Source organism: Micromonospora palythoicola (assembly GCF_036689795.1).
In the GTDB taxonomy this organism is placed as follows: Bacteria; Actinomycetota; Actinomycetes; order Mycobacteriales; family Micromonosporaceae; genus Micromonospora; species Micromonospora palythoicola.
In genome coordinates this window covers 59,194-75,679 of the sequence record NZ_JBAGKI010000017.1, presented here as the reverse complement: position 1 = coordinate 75,679, position 16,486 = coordinate 59,194, and the positions used below count along the sequence as shown (strand labels likewise).

Here is a 16,486-nt window from a genome sequence, read left to right as displayed (position 1 = left end):
CATGCCCAGACGTCTCGCCACCACCCTCGCCTCGGGCCTGCTCGCGCTGTTCACCGCCCTCGCCGTGGCCTCCCCCGCCACGGCGGCCGTCACCCCACAGCAGAAGCTGTCCGTCCTGTCCAGCTGGACCCAGACCAGCGTCAGCAGCTACAACGCCTGGTACTCCGCCCGCCAGAATCGCGCACCCTGGGCGGAGTACAACTTCGACTGGTCCACCGACTACTGCTCGTCCAGTCCGGACAACCCACTCGGGTTCAAGTTCAGCCTGTCCTGCGCCCGACACGACTTCGGCTACCGCAACTACAAGGCGGTCGGCCAGTTCAGTGCCAACAAGCCGCGCCTCGACAGCGCCTTCTACGAGGACCTGAAGCGGTCCTGCGCCACGTACAACTCCGTCGTCCGGCCGGCCTGCCTGAGCCTGGCGTGGACGTACTACCAGGCGGTCGCCATCTTCGGTTCGGTAGCCGCCGTGCAGCAGTCCGACATCGACCGGGCCGCCCGGATGAAGGCCGACGCGGAACGACGCGCTCGCGCCTGACGGCCAGCGACGGACGCCCGGCAGCACCCGCGGCCGGGCGTCCCGCCGGTCAGCGACCGTCGCTCAGGCGTGCTCGGTGTGGCGGTCGACGGTGCTGGACTGGCGTGGGGCGGAGCGACCCGTGCCGGTGGTGAACCGCCCTGAATCGGCCGCCAGGTCGGGATGCTCGACCCCGAGCGCCAACGCGACCGCCTCGTCCAACCCCAGTTCGGCCCCCTCGCCGTACGCCTCGTCGAAGGCGGCGTCGCCGAGCACCCGCCGCAGCGCGGCCTGCCGCTGCGTCCAGTACGCCTCGTAGATGCCTGGCGTCGACCGCAGCCCCGCCCGGGTCGCCTGGGCGGCACCGAAGAGCCGGGCCGCGGTCAGCGGCTGGTCACCGAGCGCGCAGCGCACCGCGACCGCGTTCAACGTGTCACAGGCCCGCCCATGAAAACCGTGATTCATCCGGGACCGGAGCGCCGCCAACAGGTGCTCGTGCGCGGCCACCAGGTCACCCCGAGCCAGCGCGACCATGCCGAGCAGCATGTCCACCGAGCGACGCCCCCGGTCGGCCGGTCGGGCCGCCTCCACCGGCCGGGCCGCACCGAGCAGCTCCGCCGCCTCGTCCAGCGCGCCCCGCCGCCACAGCAGCTCGGCCAACCGGAGCACGGCGAACAGCGCCTCCGACTCGACCCCCTGGTCCTGCGCCCAGTCGATGACCTCCCGACAGACCCGCTCCGCCTCGGCGAACTGTCCCATGTCGACAAGCGGCGCGGCGCGGCCGGCGAGCACCCGGGCCAGCAGGCCGGCGTCTCCGGCCTGACGGGCCGCCGCCTCGGCCCGCTGCGAGTAGCGCAGCTCCTCGCCGAACTCGCCGTCGCCACCGGCGTGCAGCGAATGCATGTGGTAGGCCGCCGCCAGTTCGTCCTCCGGGACCACCTCGCCGGTCTCGGCCAGCCGACCGTACAGCCGGAACAGCCAGAGCCGCCCTTCCCGGGCCAGCCCGCGCTCACGCCACCACTGGTCCAGTCCGCCGGCCAGCCGCAGGCCGGCCCGGGCACTGCCACCCGTGGCGCACCAGCGCAGCGCGGCGCGCAGCTCACCGGCGAGTGGATCGAGCGCGTACAGCGACAGCGTCACCGGCTGCCCGTCCGGGCCGAGGTGAGCCCGTTCAAGGGCGTGCGCCGACCAGGCCACGTGCCGGTCACGGGCCGCCTGCTCCTCCCCGGCGTCGGCGAGCCGCCGCGCCGCGTACGCCCGGATGGGGTCGAGCATCCGGTAGGTGCAGCCGGCCGCGTGCGGCTCCGCCAGCACCATCGACTTGTCGACAAGCACCGACAGCGGATCGAGCGGGTCGTCGTCGAGCAGCCACTCCACCGTCGGCAGGTCGACCGGGCCGGCGAAGACCGCCAGCCAACGCAGCAGTCGCGCGGCACGCGGCCCGAGCGTCCGGTAGGACCAGGTCACCGTCGCCTGCATGGTCAGGTGCCGTTCGACCGCCGAGCGGGCCGCCGCTCGGGTGGCCGGGGTCGAGCGACTCACGCCGGTGGCCGCCGCGGCCAGGTCGACGGTGTCCCGCTGGTTACCGGTGTTACCCCGATCGGGCGGTAGCGGCAGCGGGTCCTCGCGGCCGGCGTCGAGCGTGCCGAGCACGTCGTCGAGCCGCTCGGCGAGCTGACCCACCGAGAGCACCCGCAGCCGGGCCGCGGCCAGCTCGATGGCGAGTGGCAGACCGTCAAGTCGCCGCACCACCCGCCGTACGTCGGCCGACTCCGACGGGTCCGGCTGGCGCCCGCCCCGCGCCGCCGCCGTCCGATCCAACAGCAGCGCCACCGCGTCGCTCTCGGTGCCGTCGGGTGCCGGATCGACGGTCAACGGCGGGATCCGCCACACCACCTCGCCCGGCAACCCCAGCGGTTCGCGGGTCGTGGCCAGCACCCGCACGCCACCGCCGCCGGCCAGCAGTCGGGAGACCGCGTCGGCGCAGGACGCCGGCTGGGCGTCGCAGGTATCGAGCACGATCAGCATCCGGCGGGGAGCGGCGTACTCGACAAGCGTGTCGACCATCGGGCGGCCCGGCTCCGGCCGCAGACCGAGCACCGCGGCGACGGCGAAGGCGACAAGTCCGGGGTCGGTGACCGCGGCGATGTCGACGAACCACACTCCGTCCGGGTACTCGTCCACCAGGTCGGTGGCGAACTCCACGGCCAGCCGCGTCTTGCCGCTGCCGCCCGCACCGAGGACGGTGACCAGCCGGTGCCGACTCACCAGTCGACCCAGCTCGGCGCGTTCGGTCTGCCGGCCGACGAAGGTGGTGACCTGGATCGGTAGGTTGTGCGCCACCACGTCGGCGGTACGCGGCCGTGGGAACTGCCGCTCCAGGCCGGGCGCGACGAGTTGGAAGAGCCGTTCCCGGTCGTCGAAACCACGCAGCCGGTGCAGCCCGAGGTCGAGCAGGGAGGCGCCGGCCGGCAGTGGCCGGGCCCGCCGCGCGGTGGCGCCGGAGCAGAGGATCTGTCCGCCGTGCGCGGCGGCGGCGACCCGGGCGGCCCGGTGCACCTCGGGGCTGGCGTACTCGCCGTCGCGTGGCTCCGCCCAACCGGTGTGCAGTCCCATCCGGACCCGGGGGGCCGCCTCGGGCGTCGGCCACTCGTGCTCGCCGAGCGCCCGCTGCGCGGTCAGACAGGCGGTCAACGCCGCTCCCGCGTCATCGAAGGCCAGGAAGAACGAGTCGCCCTCGGTCAGCAGCTCCGCGCCCTCGGCCGCCGCGATCGTCCGGCGCAGCAGCCGCCGGTGCTCGGCGAGGACCGGCCGGTAGCCGGACCCGAGCAGCTGGGCCAACCGGGTGGAGCCCTCGATGTCGGTGAATACGAAGGTCACCCAACCGGTCGGGAGGTGGATCCGTGGCGGCATGCGTGGAACCTCCCCCCTGGTCTCGGCACCATACTTCCCGAGACCGGATCATCACGCATCGTGAGAACGGCCGGCCGAGGCTCCGACCCAAGGTGCCATCGGACCCTGCGTCCGGGCAAGGCCGGCAGCCACCCGTACCACCCGTCGACCAACCGTCCCGGCGTGGTCAGCAGCCGCAGCCGCCACCGCAGCAGCCGCCACCGGCGGGTGCGGACGAGGCGCCGGACCGGCCGCCACCACGGCCGGTGACCGCGACCGTGGAGAGCAGTTTCACCGTGTCGGCGTGCCCCTGCGGGCAGGGCGCCGGCTCACCGGCCCGCGCCATCGGACGGTTGACCTCGAAGGTGGCGCCGCAGGCGCGACAACGGAACTCGTACCGGGGCATGCCGTCAGCCTACGACCGGACCTGACGCCGGCGAAGACATGGGTGATACTCGACGGGTGGCAGACGGCGAAGAGCGCATCACCCTGCGGCCCCTGCGACCGGCCACGCCGCGCGCCGACTCCGGCGCCGGCCCGGACGGGCCGGCAACCAGGCTGCCCCGTCCCCGCCGTCCCTGGCTGAGTTCCGGCAAGCCCGCCGACGACCCGGCACCGGACCCACCCGCCACCGACCCGGTTCCGGCAGTGGCCACCGACGGCACCACTGCGGCGGACGGCCCGAAGGGCAGCGCCACGGCCGCGCCGGAGGCTGGTCCCGACGCGGAGTCGACGCCGAAGACCACTGTCGAGGAGTCCACTCCGGAGTCCGGCGCACCGGCAGCCCGGCGCCGCCGGGTGCGCTTCGGGCACGCCGTACGCCTGCCCGGGCCCCGGGCCGCGGCCCGGGCGACCCGCGCCTGGTCGCGCCGGCCGAGCGGCCGACTGACCCTGCCCGGCGTGTTCCTGCTCGTCCTGGTCGCCGCGACCGCCACGGCCGGCGCGCTGGTGGTGCCCGCCACCCTTGGCGCTCCGCGTCCGGTGGCGGTCGACGCCACCGCCGACGCGCTGCCCAGCGACCTGACGCCGTCCGGTCAGGTGCCGCCACCGGGGCAGTTCCCGCCTCCCACCGCGACCCTTCCGCCGGGTGTGACCCCACCGGGCACCGCCGGGCCGGTCGGTGGACGCCCGTCCGACGCCCTGGCCGGCTGGGCCCGCGACACCGGCGCCAAGGTCGGCATCGACCCGATCGCCATGCAGGCGTACGGCTACGCCGAGCTGGTGCTCGCCGAGACCGACCGCGCCTGCGGCCTGAGCTGGACCACGTTGGCCGCGATCGGCCTGGTCGAGTCCCGCCACGGACAGGCCAACAACGCCCAGCTCGGCGCGGACGGCCGGGCTGTCCCGGAGATCATCGGTCTGCCGTTGGACGGCCAGGGCAACCGGATGCGGATCGCCGACACCGACCGGGGCGAGCTGGACCGCGACACCACCTATGACCGGGCGATCGGGCCGATGCAGTTCATCCCGACCACCTGGGAGGAGATCGGCGCCGACGCGGACAACGACGGCCGTGAGGACCCGCACAACATCCACGACGCCGCGCTCGCGGCCGGGATGTACCTGTGCAAGGGCGGCCGGAACCTCACCATTCCGGGCGACTGGTGGAACGCGATCCTGTCGTACAACGATGTCCGAAGGTACGCCCAGGACGTCTTCGACGCCGCCAACCGGTACGGACAGGCCAGTCGCACGTGAAGTGATCGTCCGCATACATTGGAGAACTGGACACTTCCCCCCGGCTGCGGATGACGGCAAGCTAGACGGGTGATGGTGCGCGAGTGGGACCCCAGGACCGCGTCGTCCGCCGAGATCGCGTCGCTGCTGGACACGCTGAACGCGGTCCTGGCGGCCGATCTTCCGCAGGATCCGCCGTGGCGGGAGAGTTCCCTGCGGGAATACCTCGCCGAGGTGATGCCGGGCGAACGGCGGATCTCCTGGATCGCGCAGGAGGATCCAGACGTCGACGGCGCTCCGGGAGCCATCCTCGGTCAGGTGCACGTGCTGCTGCTCGGCAACATCGGCGTGCTGGAGGTCCTGGTCCACCCGTCCGCGCGGCGCAGTGGCCTGGGCCGCGATCTCGTCCTGCGCGCGGCCCGCCGGGTCTACCAGGAGGGCTTCGAGTCGATCGGGGTGGAGGTGGTCGGCGACACTCCCGCCGTCGCCTTCTACGAATCGCTCGGCTTCACCCGGGAGTACGTGGAGACCCGCAGCGTCCTCGACCTCTCCGGCGTCGACTGGGCCGAGTTGGCGCAGATGTCCACCGGGCTCGGCGCCGGTTACCGCGTCCAGTTTCACCCCGGCGGTCCGCCGGACGAGCTGATCGAGGCGTACGCGCGGGCCAAGGCCGAGATCCGGGACATCGAGGACGGCGAGCTACGACCCAGCTCGTACGATCCGCAGCGGCTCCGGGACAGCCTCGACTGCCTGCACCGGCGGGGCATGAAGCCGTACATCGTGCTCGCCCTGCACGAGCAGACCGGTGAGGTGGCCGGCCTCACCGAGGTGGTCGTGCCGGCCCAGCATCCGACCCGCGCCGACCAGTACGACACGATCGTGGTGCAGGATCACCGGGGCTACGGCATCGACCGGGCGATAAAGGCTCGGATGCTGTTGGAACTGCGCTCGGCCGAGCCGCAACTGACCGAGGTGCAGACCTGGAACGCGCAGGCCAACGAGGCCATGCTCAAGGTCAACGCCGAGCTGGGCTACCGCACCGACCGGGACTGGTGCGAATACAGCATCGACGTCGCCGAGCTGGTCCACCGCCTCGACGCGACGCGCTGACCGGTCGCCTCCGCCGCCGTTACTCAGGGTGATGGCACTGGTTCGGTCGATGGTCGCTACCAGTGCAGACGGGGTTGGCGTGCGAACAGGCCGCCGCGACAGCGCAGCCGTCAGCCGTCGCGTGCTCGGGGTCGAGCAGGGTCAGTAACGCTGGCGGAGCAGTTGGGCGGCCTCGACGGCCCAGTAGCTGAGGATGATCTGGGCACCGGCGCGGCGGATCGAGGTGAGGGTTTCCAGTATCACCCGCTCCCGGTCGATCCAGCCGTTCGCGGCGGCCGCCTCGACCATCGCGTACTCGCCGGAGACCTGGTAGGCCGCCACGGGCACGTCCACGGCGGCGCGGACCGCCGACACCACGTCCAGGTACGGCAGCGCCGGCTTGACCATCACCATGTCGGCGCCCTCGGCGACGTCCAGCGCGACCTCACGTAGCGACTCGCGCAGGTTCGCCGGATCCTGCTGGTAGGCCCGTCGGTCCCCCTCCAGCGCCGACTCCACCGCATCCCGGAAGGGGCCGAAGAACGCCGAGGCGTACTTCACGGCGTACGCGAGGACGGCCACGTCGGTGTGACCGGCCGCGTCGAGTGCCGCGCGTACCGCCCCGACCTGGCCGTCCATCATGCCGGACGGCCCGACCACCCCGACCCCGGCGGCGGCCTGGGCCACCGCCATCTCGGCGTACGCGGCGAGGGTGGCGTCGTTGTCGACCTCGCCGGCCGGGGTGAGCAGCCCGCAGTGCCCGTGCGAGGTGAACTCGTCCAGGCAGAGGTCACTCATCACCACCGTCGCGTCGCCCACCTCGGCGACCACGTCCCGGATCGCGACGTTCAGGATGCCGTTCGGGTCGATGCCGCCGGAACCACGTTCGTCGCGCGACGTGGGCACGCCGAACAGCATGATCCCGCCGACGCCGGCCTGCACCGCCTCCACCGCCGCCTTGCGCAGCGAGTCGCGCGAGTGCTGGAGCACCCCCGGCAGCGAGGCGATGGCCCGCGGCTCGGTCAGCCCCTCCTTGACGAACATCGGCACGACCAGCTCGGCCGGGTCGACGCGGGTCTCGGCGACCAGCCGACGCATCGCCGCGGTGCGGCGCAGCCGACGGGGCCGCATCTCTGGGTACGCCATGAACCCTCCCTGACGACCAGCCGGAGCCGGAGCGGCTACCGGAACCTCAGCGCGGTCGGCCCCTGGACCTTCGAGCCACGGCGCTGCTTCGCCGGCATCGCGGCGAGCTTCTCCCGCAGCTCGACGGCGTAGCCGGCGAGCGCCTCCACCAGATCGGGCACCGACGCGTGCGGCGGTTGGACGTCGACCCGCAGGCCGAACTCCGTCGCGGTCTCCGCCGTCTTGGGCCCGATGACAGCGACAACGGTACGCGTGTGCGGCTTGCCGGCGATGCCGACCAGGTTCCGGACCGTGGAGGACGAGGTGAACAGCACCGCGTCGAACCCGCCCGACTTGATCGCGTCCCGGATCTCGGCGGGCGGCGGAGCGGCCCGGACGGTCCGGTACGCGGTCACGTCGTCGACCTCCCAGCCGCGCTCGGTGAGCCCGGCGGCGAGCGTCTCGGTGGCGATGTCGGCGCGCGGCAGCAGCACCCGGCCGACCGGGTCGAGCACCTCGTCGTGCGGCGAGAACTCGGCCAGCAGCCCCTCGGAGGACTGCTCACCGGAGGGAATCAGCTCCGGCTGGATGCCGAAGGCCCGGACGGCGTCGGCGGTGGCGTCGCCGATACAGGCGATCTTGACGCCGCCGAAGTGCCGGGCGTCCAGCCCGTGCTCGGCGAACTTCTCCCAGACCGCCCGCACCGCGTTGACCGACGTGAAGATCACCCAGGCGTACCTGCCGTCGACCAGGCCCTTGACCGCCCGCTCCATCTGGGCGGGGGTACGCGGCGGCTCCACCGCGATGGTCGGCACCTCACACGGGATCGCCCCGTACGCCCGCAGTCGGGCACTCATCGCGCCGGCCTGCTCCTTGGTGCGGGGCACCAGCACCTTCCAGCCGTACAGCGGGCGGTTCTCCCACCAACTGAGCTTGTCCCGCTGGCCGACACCGTCGCCGACGGTCAGCACGACCCGGCCGGTGAAACCGAGTGCCGCCGCGACGAAGGAGTCCACGGTCGACGTGGTGGTGTACTGCGTCTCCCCGGTGCCGTCGCCGGTCACTCCGACGTCGGTGGCGCCGTTCACGCCGGCGGCCAGCAGCCCGTCACGGATCGCGGCCAGGTCACCGGCGTCGACCGCCAGCGCCAGCGAACCGCGCTGCACGGCCGCCGCCAGCGCGTCGAAGTCCAGGGCGCTGACGTCCTCGACGTCGGCGGCGGTGCGTACGCCCGGCAGCGGCACGCCCGCGTAGGTGGCCACCCCCTCGGCCTGGCCGACTCCGGGTACCACCTCGAAGTGCGCGGCGGTACGCGCCACCGCCTGCACCTCCTTGACCACCGAGTCGTGCCCGAACGGATCGCCGGCCACCAGGTGCACCGCGTTCTGCCCGGAGCGGGCCGCCGAGATCAGGATCTTGGCCACGTCGCCCGGCGCGCCCTCGGCCGGCGTGAACTGGGCGTCGGAGCTGGCCTCGGCCCGGACGACGTCGAGCAGCGACTCGGGTACTCCCCGGTCGTACACCACCTGGTCGGCGCCGACCAGGGCGTCGTGCGCCCGGCGGGTCAGCAGGCCCGGGTCGCCGGGTCCTGCCCCGACGAACGCGATACGGCCTACGGGCTTACGGGTGCGGGTCATTCTGTGCTCCCAAATTGCTGGGTCCCCGGGCCGTCGTGTCCTTGCGGGCCGAGGATCGAGTCGGCGCCGAGGTCGAGGAGTTCGGCGGCGAGTGCCTTACCGATCTCCGCCGCGTCGGCGGGCGTACCGGTGCGGGACAGCCGGACCTCGTGCGTACCGTCCGGGCTGATCACCGCCCCGCGCAGGTAGATCTCATCACCGTTGTCGCCCTCGGCGAGTTCGGCGTAGGCGGCGACCGGAGCGGAGCATCCGGCCTCCAGGGTGGCCAGCATCGCCCGCTCCGCGGTGACCGCGGCGCGTGACGGTGCGTGGTCGAGCAGGGCGAGCAACTCGACCAGGTCGGTGTCGTCGAGCCGGCATTCCACCGCCAGGGCTCCCTGAGCCGGGGCCGGCAGCATCAGCATCGGGTCGAGCGTCTCGGTGACGGCGTCGGCGCGGTCGATGCGGGTCAGGCCCGCCCGGGCCAGGACGACGGCGTCCAGGTCGGCCTCCGGGCCGAGCACCCGGGCCAGCCGGGTGTCGATGTTGCCCCGGATCGGGGTGACCGACAGCGGCATGCCCAGCGCGTGCAGCTGGGCGATCCGGCGCAGCGCGCCGGTGCCGACGACCGCGCCGGGCGGAAGTTCGGCGAGCGTCCTGCCGTCGCGGGCGACGAGCGCGTCACGCGGATCCTGGCGCGGCGGCACCGCGGCGATGTGCAGCCCCGCCGCGGTCGCGGTGGGCAGGTCCTTGTAGGAGTGGACCGCGAAGTCGATCGTCCCGGCGACCAGCGCGTCACGTAGTGCGGAGACGAACACGCCCACCCCGAGGCGGTGCACCGGCGCGCTGGACCGGTCGCCGGCGGTCACCACCTCGACCAGCTCCACGGGACGTCCGGTACGCGCCGTCAACGCCTCGGCGACCTGCCCCGACTGGGCCATCGCCAGCTTGCTGCCCCGGGTACCGAGGCGCAGCGGGGCCTCGTTCATCGGTCGCCTCCGGTGGGTGGGGTGATGTCGGGCACGGTGTCCACCGGCGAGGTCTGCGGGACCTGGAGGTCGAACAGTTCCCGCAGCAGGGCCGTGTACTGGTCGCCGCCGGGTTCGGCGGCGAGCTGACGGACCCGGACGGTCGGCTGGTGCAGCAGCCGCTGGACCACCCGGTGCACCGTACGGGCCACCTCGGCACGCTGGTCGTCGCTGAGGTCGGGACGGCGTTGCGCGAGCCGGCGCAGCTCGGCGGCGACCACGTCGTCGGCCCGGCCGCGCAGGGCGGCGACGGTCGGCGCCACGTCGGCACCGCGCAGCCAGCAGAGGAAGGACTCGACCTCGCCGGCCACGATCCGCTCGACGGCGGCGGCGTCGGCGGCGACCGGGCCGTCGGCGAGCAGCGCCGCCATCCGGTCGATGTCGATCACCTCGACGCCGGGCAGCTCGGCGACGCCGGGGCCGACGTCTCGCGGCACCGCGAGGTCGAGCAGGACCAGTGGGCCACGCCCGGGGGCGCGGTCGGCGGTCGCGGCGGCGACCACCTCGCGGGTGAGGACCGGCTCGGGCGAGGCGGTGGCGGCCACCACGACGTCCACCGTGGTGAGGGTGTCGACCAACTCGGCCATCGGTCGCGCGCCGGCTCCGTAGGACTCGGCCAGCCGGACGGCGCGGCCGGTGCTCCGGTTCGTCACGGTCAGCGGTCCGGCACCGAGCCGGGACAGCGTCGCCACGCCCAACGAGCCCATCGCTCCGGCACCGACGACCAGGGCGGGTCGACCCGTGAGGTCGTCGTCGAGGTGACCGGCGGCGAGTCCCAGCGCGGCGGTCACCACGCTCTGACCGGCGCGGTCGATGCCGGTCTCCGAGTGGGCCCGCTTACCCACCCGCAGCGCCTGCTGCATCAGCTCGTGCAGCAGCCGGCCGGCGGTGTCGGCAGCGCTGGCCCAGTGGTAGGCGTCACGTAGCTGCCCGAGGATCTGCGCCTCGCCGATGACCATCGAGTCCAGGCCGGCGGCGACCCGGAAGACGTGATCCACCGCAGCCGAGTCGAAGTGCACGTAGAGGTGGTTGGCCAGCGCGGCGGGCTGGCAACCCGCCTGCTCGGCGAGCACGGCGCAGATGTCGCCGAGGCCGCCGTGGAAGCCGGAGACCGCCGCGTAGACCTCCACCCGGTTGCAGGTGGAGACGAGCACGGCCTCGCTCACGTACGGCTGCGCGACCAGCCGACCCAGCGTGCGGTCGAGCCCGCTGGGTGACACCGCGAGTCGTTCCAGGGTGGCGACCGGTGCGGTGCGGTAGGACGCGCCCACGACGAGGAGTTTCACGTGCCGATCGCCTCCTGGCTCTCGGTGACCGCGAGACCACCGGGCAGGGCGGTCAGGGCGGACCCACCGGCGGCGGGCAACGCGGTCAGGGATGCCTTGCGGTGCTCGTGGAACGACAGGATCTGCAACTCGATGGCCAGGTCGACCTTGCGCACGTCGACCCCTTCGGGGACCGAGAGTACGCACGGCGCGAAGTTCAGGATGCTGGTCACGCCGACGGCGACCAACTGGTCCGCCACCCGTTGCGCGGCGGCGGCCGGGGTGGCGATGACACCGATAGCGATGGACTCCTCGGCGGCCACCCGGGGCAGCTCGTCGATGTGCTGCACGACCAGGCCGTTGATCTCCTCACCGACCCGCTCTTGGTCGGCGTCGAGGAGGGCGGCGATCCGGAACCCACGGCTGGCGAAGCCGTCGTAGCCGGCCAGGGCGTGACCCAGGTTACCCACGCCCACCAGGGCGACCGCCCGGCGCTGGGTGAGCCCGAGCACGTACTCGATCTGATCGATCAGCAGCCCGACGTCGTAGCCCACGCCCCGGGTGCCGTACGAGCCGAGCTGGGACAGGTCCTTACGGAGCTTGGCCGAGTTCACTCCGGCGGCGTTGGCCAGCCCTTCGCTGGAAACCGTCTCGTGACCGGTTTCCGCGAGGTTGTGCAGGGCACGGAGGTATTCGGGGAGCCGGGCCACCGTCGCCTCGGGCAGGTCCGGGAGCGCCGGTACGGCACCTGCGCGACCGGGCGCGCCAGGGTGACGGTGCTGACTCATGAGACTCCGTGCGGTGCGATCCTCGACCAACTCCACCGGTCGGCCGTTTCGGGACTCCCGCCGACGACCGATGGTGCCGGCTGTGCTAGCGGGGCGCGTCGGAATTACAGAGTAGGCGCTTGTGAAGACGTGCACAAATCGCGATCTTGCTGGCACGGCCCGCGTCCCCACCGGCCCCTCCATCCCACAAGATCGATCACCACCTCACCGTCGGTGCCCGCGCGATTATCGCTCAATCCCGACTTCTCTGACCAATCACACGTAGCCCTCGACCCCGTTCCCCATTCGCCGATCGTGAAGTTATCGCCCCGACACGCCGAATTTCCTGCCCGACAACGTCATGAACGACGCAGTGGGCCGGTGGAACCGGTGGCGAGGGTCACGGCCTGGGTGAGCGAGTCGGCGACGGGGTGGCCGGAGGCGAGCAACCGGGCGCGGTCGGTGAAGCCACCGCTGTAGAGGACGGCGCGGGCGCCGACGGACCGGGCCGCGTCAGCGTCGTCGAGCGAGTCGCCGATCAGCACCACCGACCGGCCGTCGATGCCCAACGCGTCGAGGTGCCGCGCCAGCGACTCCGCCTTGCGGTCGCCGCCGATCTGCGCCCGCAGCCCGTCGACCCGGGCGAACCGACCGGTCAGGCCGTACGTCTCGACGGCGGGCACCAGCTCGTCGTGGAACCACATCGACAACAGGGACTGGCTGCCCGACCAGGCCGCCATCGCGTCCACGGCGTCGTGCGCCAGCTCACAGGTGGTCAGACCCATCCGGTACGCGTCGTGGAAGATCTTGTCCAGCCGGCCGAAGGCGTCGTCGTCCACCGCGCGGCCGAGGATCTCCGTGTAGTAGTCGGCGATCGGCCGGCGGAACCTCACCCGGTGCTCGTCGGGGGTGACGCTCGGCCCGCCCTCGCTGGCGAACACCGCGTTGGTGCAGGCCACCACGAGGCTCAGGTCGTTGAGCAGGGTGCCGTTCCAGTCCCACACCAGATGGGTGCTCGCAGGGGTCATCGCCGCACCCTATCCGGCCGCGACCCGGCGCGGCGGCCTCAGAGCTGCGGGGTGGTCAGGTCGCGCAGCAGCCGTTCCTCCTCGACCCGCCAGTAGCCGTGTTCCCTGCCGTCGAGCAGCACCACCGGCAGCCGGTCGCCGTACTCGCGCTCCAGCTCCACGTCGCCGCTGACATCCCGTTCGGTCCACCGGTCGCCGGTGACCGCGACCACCCGGTCGAGCGCCGCCCTGGCGTCCGCACAGAGGTGACAGCCGGGACGGGTGATCAGCGTCAGGCGAGGTTCACGCATCGGTCTCCTCCGTCGTACCGAGCAGGGTCTTGCGTACCTTCCCGATCACCGAGCGCGGCAGCACGTCGACGAACTCGACCTCGGTCGGGCACTTGAATCTGGCCAGGTTACGCGTGCAGTGGTCGATCAGCTCGGCGCGTGCCACCGCGGCCTGCGGCCTCGGCACCACGTACGCCCGGACAGTCTCCCCGGTCCTCGGGTGCGGCACACCCACTACGGCTGACTCCGCCACCGCGGGATGGGCCGACAACACCAGCTCCACCTCGTGCGGATACACGTTGAAGCCGTTGACCAGGATCAGCTCGCCGATCCGGTCGACCAGGAACAGGTCGCCGTCGACATCGGCGTACGCCACGTCGCCGGTGGGCCACCAGCCGTCGGCGTCCGGTCCGCCCGCGCCGTCCGGCCAGTATCCGGAGAACAGGTTCGGCCCACGCACCACGAGCTGTCCCGGATCGGTACCCGAGGACGGGTCGGTGAGGTTCATCTCGTCCGGATCGTCGTCGGGCGCGGCCACTCCGTCGCGCCACAGCTCCGTGCCGTCCGCACCGACCAGCCGCACCTGCACGCCGGGCAACGGACGGCCGATCGAGCCGGGCCGGGGTTCGCCGCCGACCAGGGTCGAGGTGAGCACCGGGGCGGTCTCGGTCAGGCCGTACCCGACGTGTACCGGACGTCCGGCGGCCTCGGTGAAGCGCGCCGCGTCGGCCGGCTCCAGCGGCGCCGCGCCGCACACCACGGTCCGTACCGCGGCCATCGCCGCGGCGAGGGTGTCGGCACCCGCCCGGGCCCAGGCCTGCACCATCGACGGTACGCCCACCAGGACGCTCACCCGGTGCCGGGCGATCTCGGCGAGCGCCGCGTCGGATCCAGCGTCGTCGACCAGGACTCCGGTCGCACCATGGTGGAGCACGGCACCCAGCCCGGAGTTCAGCCCGTAGGCGTGGAACAGCGGCAGGGCCAGCAGCACGGTGTCGTCCGGGCCGACCACCGGGGGGTCGATCCGGCCGATCTGTTCGTGGTTGGCCGCCAACGCCCCGTGGGAGAGCATGGCTCCCTTGGGCCAGCCCGAGGTGCCCGAGGTGTACAGCAGCATCGCCAGGTCGTCGGCACCCCGGACCGGGAACGTCCGGTCGTCACCGCCGGTCGGTGCGCCGGTGTGCACCGCGACCAGCGCGGGCAGGTCCAGCTCCGCCACCAGGCCCCGGATCCGCTCGGTACCGATCAGCACCGACGCGCCCGAGTCAGCCAGGACGTGTCGCAGCTCGCGCCCGGTCAGGCCGGGGTTCACCGGTACCGCGGTCAGCCCGGCGCGCAGCGCGCCGAGCAGGGTGACCACGAAATCCGGCACGTTCGGCAGCGCCACGGCGACCCGCGCCGCTGGCCGGGTCGCGTCGACCCCCGGCACCGTGTCGGCCAGCGCCCGGGCCGCACCGCTCACCGCCTCGTCCAGTTCGGACCAGGTGATCGTCCGATCCTGCCAATGCAGGGCGGGCTTGCCCGGGTGCCGCGCCGCCGCCCGGCGAAGACGGTCGGCGAGGTTGGGACCGGAGACCGAGTCAGGATCCTGCACGGTGGCTGAGTCTGGCACAGCCCGATCCGCAGGGCCACGCCCGCGAGTCCCGTCCACGGCACCGAATGGCGTCACCGACGGTGCGGTACGGGTGCGACAGCGACACACCGTGGACGCCCGGCCCGGTGCCGCCGCCGGTCCGCACCGGGCCCCGGCATTCGCCGTCGATCCCGCCTGTCACCTGCGGGAACAGCGGCTCCAATGGGGAACATGTGAGTGGCCTGTTGTCAACCACACCCGACGGACAACCGGTCCGCCGGGTCGGCGACACGTCAGGAAATACTTCGGCCCTGTGTAACGGACTTGCCACGCGCGGGTGACGTTGGCCCTATCATCACTCGGGTCGGCTCACCCCATTTGCCGTGAGTCGACACCCCTCAGCCCGAGGAGGCCCCCGTGCCGTTGAGCGCATTGGACCAGCACCTCAAGGGGATCTGCCGCCCGTCGGCACGCCCCGGAGCCCCCCTGCCCGACGAGGCGACGACCGGCCGACCGGTCGTCGCCGGCCCGGCGGCCACCGGCGGAACGGAGGCGGCGCGATGACCACCTTCGGCTTCGCCGAGCGTCCGATCGGCCTGACCGGACCGGCCGCCCGCGCTCCGATCAACGAACGCGGCGGTGCCCACGGCGCACCGGACGCGTCGGCCAATCTCACCGTCCGGGGTGACGGTACCGCGCGCCGGGTGGGCAGTCGGCCCCACCAGAACGAGCCGCCACATCGACCACCGGTGCCCGGTGGGAACGCCAAGCCCGCCGGCGGGCGGGTCGCCTCCCCGAACCGCCCGACGATGCCGGCTCAGGCTCGGCGCAGTGGGGACGCGCCGGTCACCGAGGTGTCCACCACCGAGACCGCGGTAATTCCCGCGGTGCCCGCGACGACCGGCACCTCGACCGGGTTCCCGAGCCGCCCGGACCCCTCCGATCCGGCCACCGAGGTATGGGCCCTCGTCGAGCGCGCCCAGGCCGGCGAGGCCGAGGCGTTCGGGCTGATCTACGACCGCTACGTGGACACGGTGTTCCGCTTCGTCTACTTCCGGGTCGGCAACCGGCAACTCGCCGAGGACCTCACCTCGGACACCTTCCTGCGCGCTCTCAAGCGGATCGGCAGCTTCACCTGGCAGGGTCGCGACCTCGGTGCCTGGCTGGTCACCATCGCGCGCAACCTGGTCGCCGACCACTTCAAGTCCGGCCGGTACCGGCTGGAGGTCACCACCGGCGACGTCCTCGACGCCGACCGGGAGGATCGAGGCCCGGAGGGCAGCCCGGAGGCGGCGGTGGTGGAGCACATCACGAACGTCGCCCTGTTGGGTGCGGTGAAACGCCTCAACCCCGAGCAGCAGGAATGCATCGTGCTCCGCTTTCTCCAGGGCTTCTCGGTCGCCGAGACCGCCCGGGCGATGGGCAAGAACGAGGGTGCGATCAAGGCGCTGCAGTACCGGGCGGTCCGGGCCCTGGCGCGGCTGCTTCCGGACGGCTTCCAGCCGTGACCTTCGGCACCGTCACGATGGCGGCCCGTCCTGGTCGGCTGCCGAGCGCTCAGACCTGACAGCGATCACTTTGCGTAATTTCGGCACCGGCCGGGCCGTAACCCGCCCCCGGCGCGGCGCGTTTCTCCGGGT

Annotated in this window: 15 protein-coding genes; 5 read left to right on the top strand and 10 right to left on the bottom strand. The window is 72.8% G+C overall.

What is annotated here, in order from left to right:
• Position 1: 1 nt before the first annotated feature.
• Complete coding sequence (locus tag V5O40_RS10650) at positions 2-538, top strand: phospholipase (protein ID WP_332905285.1); 537 nt, start codon at positions 2-4, stop codon at positions 536-538.
• Positions 539-601: 63 nt separating this feature from the next.
• Here V5O40_RS10650 and V5O40_RS10645 read toward each other — a convergent pair whose 3' ends face one another.
• Both V5O40_RS10645 and V5O40_RS10640 read right to left on the bottom strand, forming a co-directional pair.
• Positions 602-3,430 carry an ATP-binding protein gene (locus V5O40_RS10645; protein WP_332905284.1) on the bottom strand — a complete coding sequence of 943 codons (2,829 nt, stop codon included), beginning with the start codon at positions 3,428-3,430 and terminating at the stop codon, positions 602-604.
• Between the two features lie 166 nt (positions 3,431-3,596).
• The gene (locus tag V5O40_RS10640) at positions 3,597-3,815 is read right to left on the bottom strand and encodes an FmdB family zinc ribbon protein (protein ID WP_332905283.1); all 219 of its coding nucleotides are present in this window, start codon (positions 3,813-3,815) and stop codon (positions 3,597-3,599) included.
• Between the two features lie 56 nt (positions 3,816-3,871).
• On the opposite strand from V5O40_RS10640, the gene V5O40_RS10635 reads away from it, so the two are divergent.
• Together V5O40_RS10635 and V5O40_RS10630 are read left to right on the top strand one after the other, a co-directional pair.
• Complete coding sequence (locus V5O40_RS10635) at positions 3,872-5,107, top strand: lytic transglycosylase domain-containing protein (protein ID WP_332905282.1); 1,236 nt, start codon at positions 3,872-3,874, stop codon at positions 5,105-5,107.
• Between the two features lie 72 nt (positions 5,108-5,179).
• A complete protein-coding gene (locus V5O40_RS10630) occupies positions 5,180-6,196 on the top strand; it encodes a GNAT family N-acetyltransferase (protein ID WP_332905309.1) in 1,017 nt (338 codons plus the stop codon).
• A 141-nt stretch (positions 6,197-6,337) separates the two neighbouring features.
• Here the strand turns inward: V5O40_RS10630 and hemB are convergent, their stop codons facing one another.
• From hemB to V5O40_RS10590, 8 genes are all read right to left on the bottom strand, one after another.
• Entirely contained in the window at positions 6,338-7,321 is a 984-nt protein-coding gene (gene hemB, locus V5O40_RS10625) for a porphobilinogen synthase (protein WP_332905281.1), read from the bottom strand.
• 35 nt (positions 7,322-7,356) lie between these two features.
• Complete coding sequence (locus tag V5O40_RS10620) at positions 7,357-8,937, bottom strand: bifunctional uroporphyrinogen-III C-methyltransferase/uroporphyrinogen-III synthase (protein WP_332905280.1); 1,581 nt, start codon at positions 8,935-8,937, stop codon at positions 7,357-7,359.
• Positions 8,934-9,905 (bottom strand): hydroxymethylbilane synthase, encoded by a 972-nt coding sequence (gene hemC / locus V5O40_RS10615; RefSeq protein WP_281582344.1) that lies wholly within the window; start codon positions 9,903-9,905, stop codon positions 8,934-8,936. The genes V5O40_RS10620 and hemC overlap by 4 nt, the downstream gene beginning before the upstream one ends.
• Positions 9,902-11,230 carry a glutamyl-tRNA reductase gene (locus V5O40_RS10610; protein ID WP_332905279.1) on the bottom strand — a complete coding sequence of 443 codons (1,329 nt, stop codon included), beginning with the start codon at positions 11,228-11,230 and terminating at the stop codon, positions 9,902-9,904. Before V5O40_RS10610 ends, hemC begins: the two co-directional genes overlap by 4 nt.
• Positions 11,227-11,997 (bottom strand): redox-sensing transcriptional repressor Rex, encoded by a 771-nt coding sequence (locus V5O40_RS10605; RefSeq protein WP_164448464.1) that lies wholly within the window; start codon positions 11,995-11,997, stop codon positions 11,227-11,229. Before V5O40_RS10605 ends, V5O40_RS10610 begins: the two co-directional genes overlap by 4 nt.
• A gap of 338 nt (positions 11,998-12,335) precedes the next feature.
• The gene (locus V5O40_RS10600; protein ID WP_332905278.1) at positions 12,336-13,004 is read right to left on the bottom strand and encodes an HAD family hydrolase; all 669 of its coding nucleotides are present in this window, start codon (positions 13,002-13,004) and stop codon (positions 12,336-12,338) included.
• A gap of 38 nt (positions 13,005-13,042) precedes the next feature.
• Positions 13,043-13,294: a glutaredoxin family protein gene (locus V5O40_RS10595; protein ID WP_332905277.1), complete on the bottom strand. Its 252-nt coding sequence runs from the start codon at positions 13,292-13,294 to the stop codon at positions 13,043-13,045.
• The gene (locus V5O40_RS10590) at positions 13,287-14,867 is read right to left on the bottom strand and encodes an AMP-binding protein (RefSeq protein WP_332905276.1); all 1,581 of its coding nucleotides are present in this window, start codon (positions 14,865-14,867) and stop codon (positions 13,287-13,289) included. The genes V5O40_RS10595 and V5O40_RS10590 overlap by 8 nt, the downstream gene beginning before the upstream one ends.
• A 396-nt stretch (positions 14,868-15,263) precedes the next feature.
• On the opposite strand from V5O40_RS10590, the gene V5O40_RS10585 reads away from it, so the two are divergent.
• Both V5O40_RS10585 and V5O40_RS10580 read left to right on the top strand, forming a co-directional pair.
• Positions 15,264-15,410 (top strand): hypothetical protein, encoded by a 147-nt coding sequence (locus V5O40_RS10585; protein WP_332905275.1) that lies wholly within the window; start codon positions 15,264-15,266, stop codon positions 15,408-15,410.
• Positions 15,407-16,354, top strand: a complete 948-nt coding sequence (locus tag V5O40_RS10580) for an ECF subfamily RNA polymerase sigma factor, BldN family (protein WP_332905274.1) — start codon at positions 15,407-15,409, stop codon at positions 16,352-16,354. Before V5O40_RS10585 ends, V5O40_RS10580 begins: the two co-directional genes overlap by 4 nt.
• Positions 16,355-16,486: the final 132 nt, after the last annotated feature.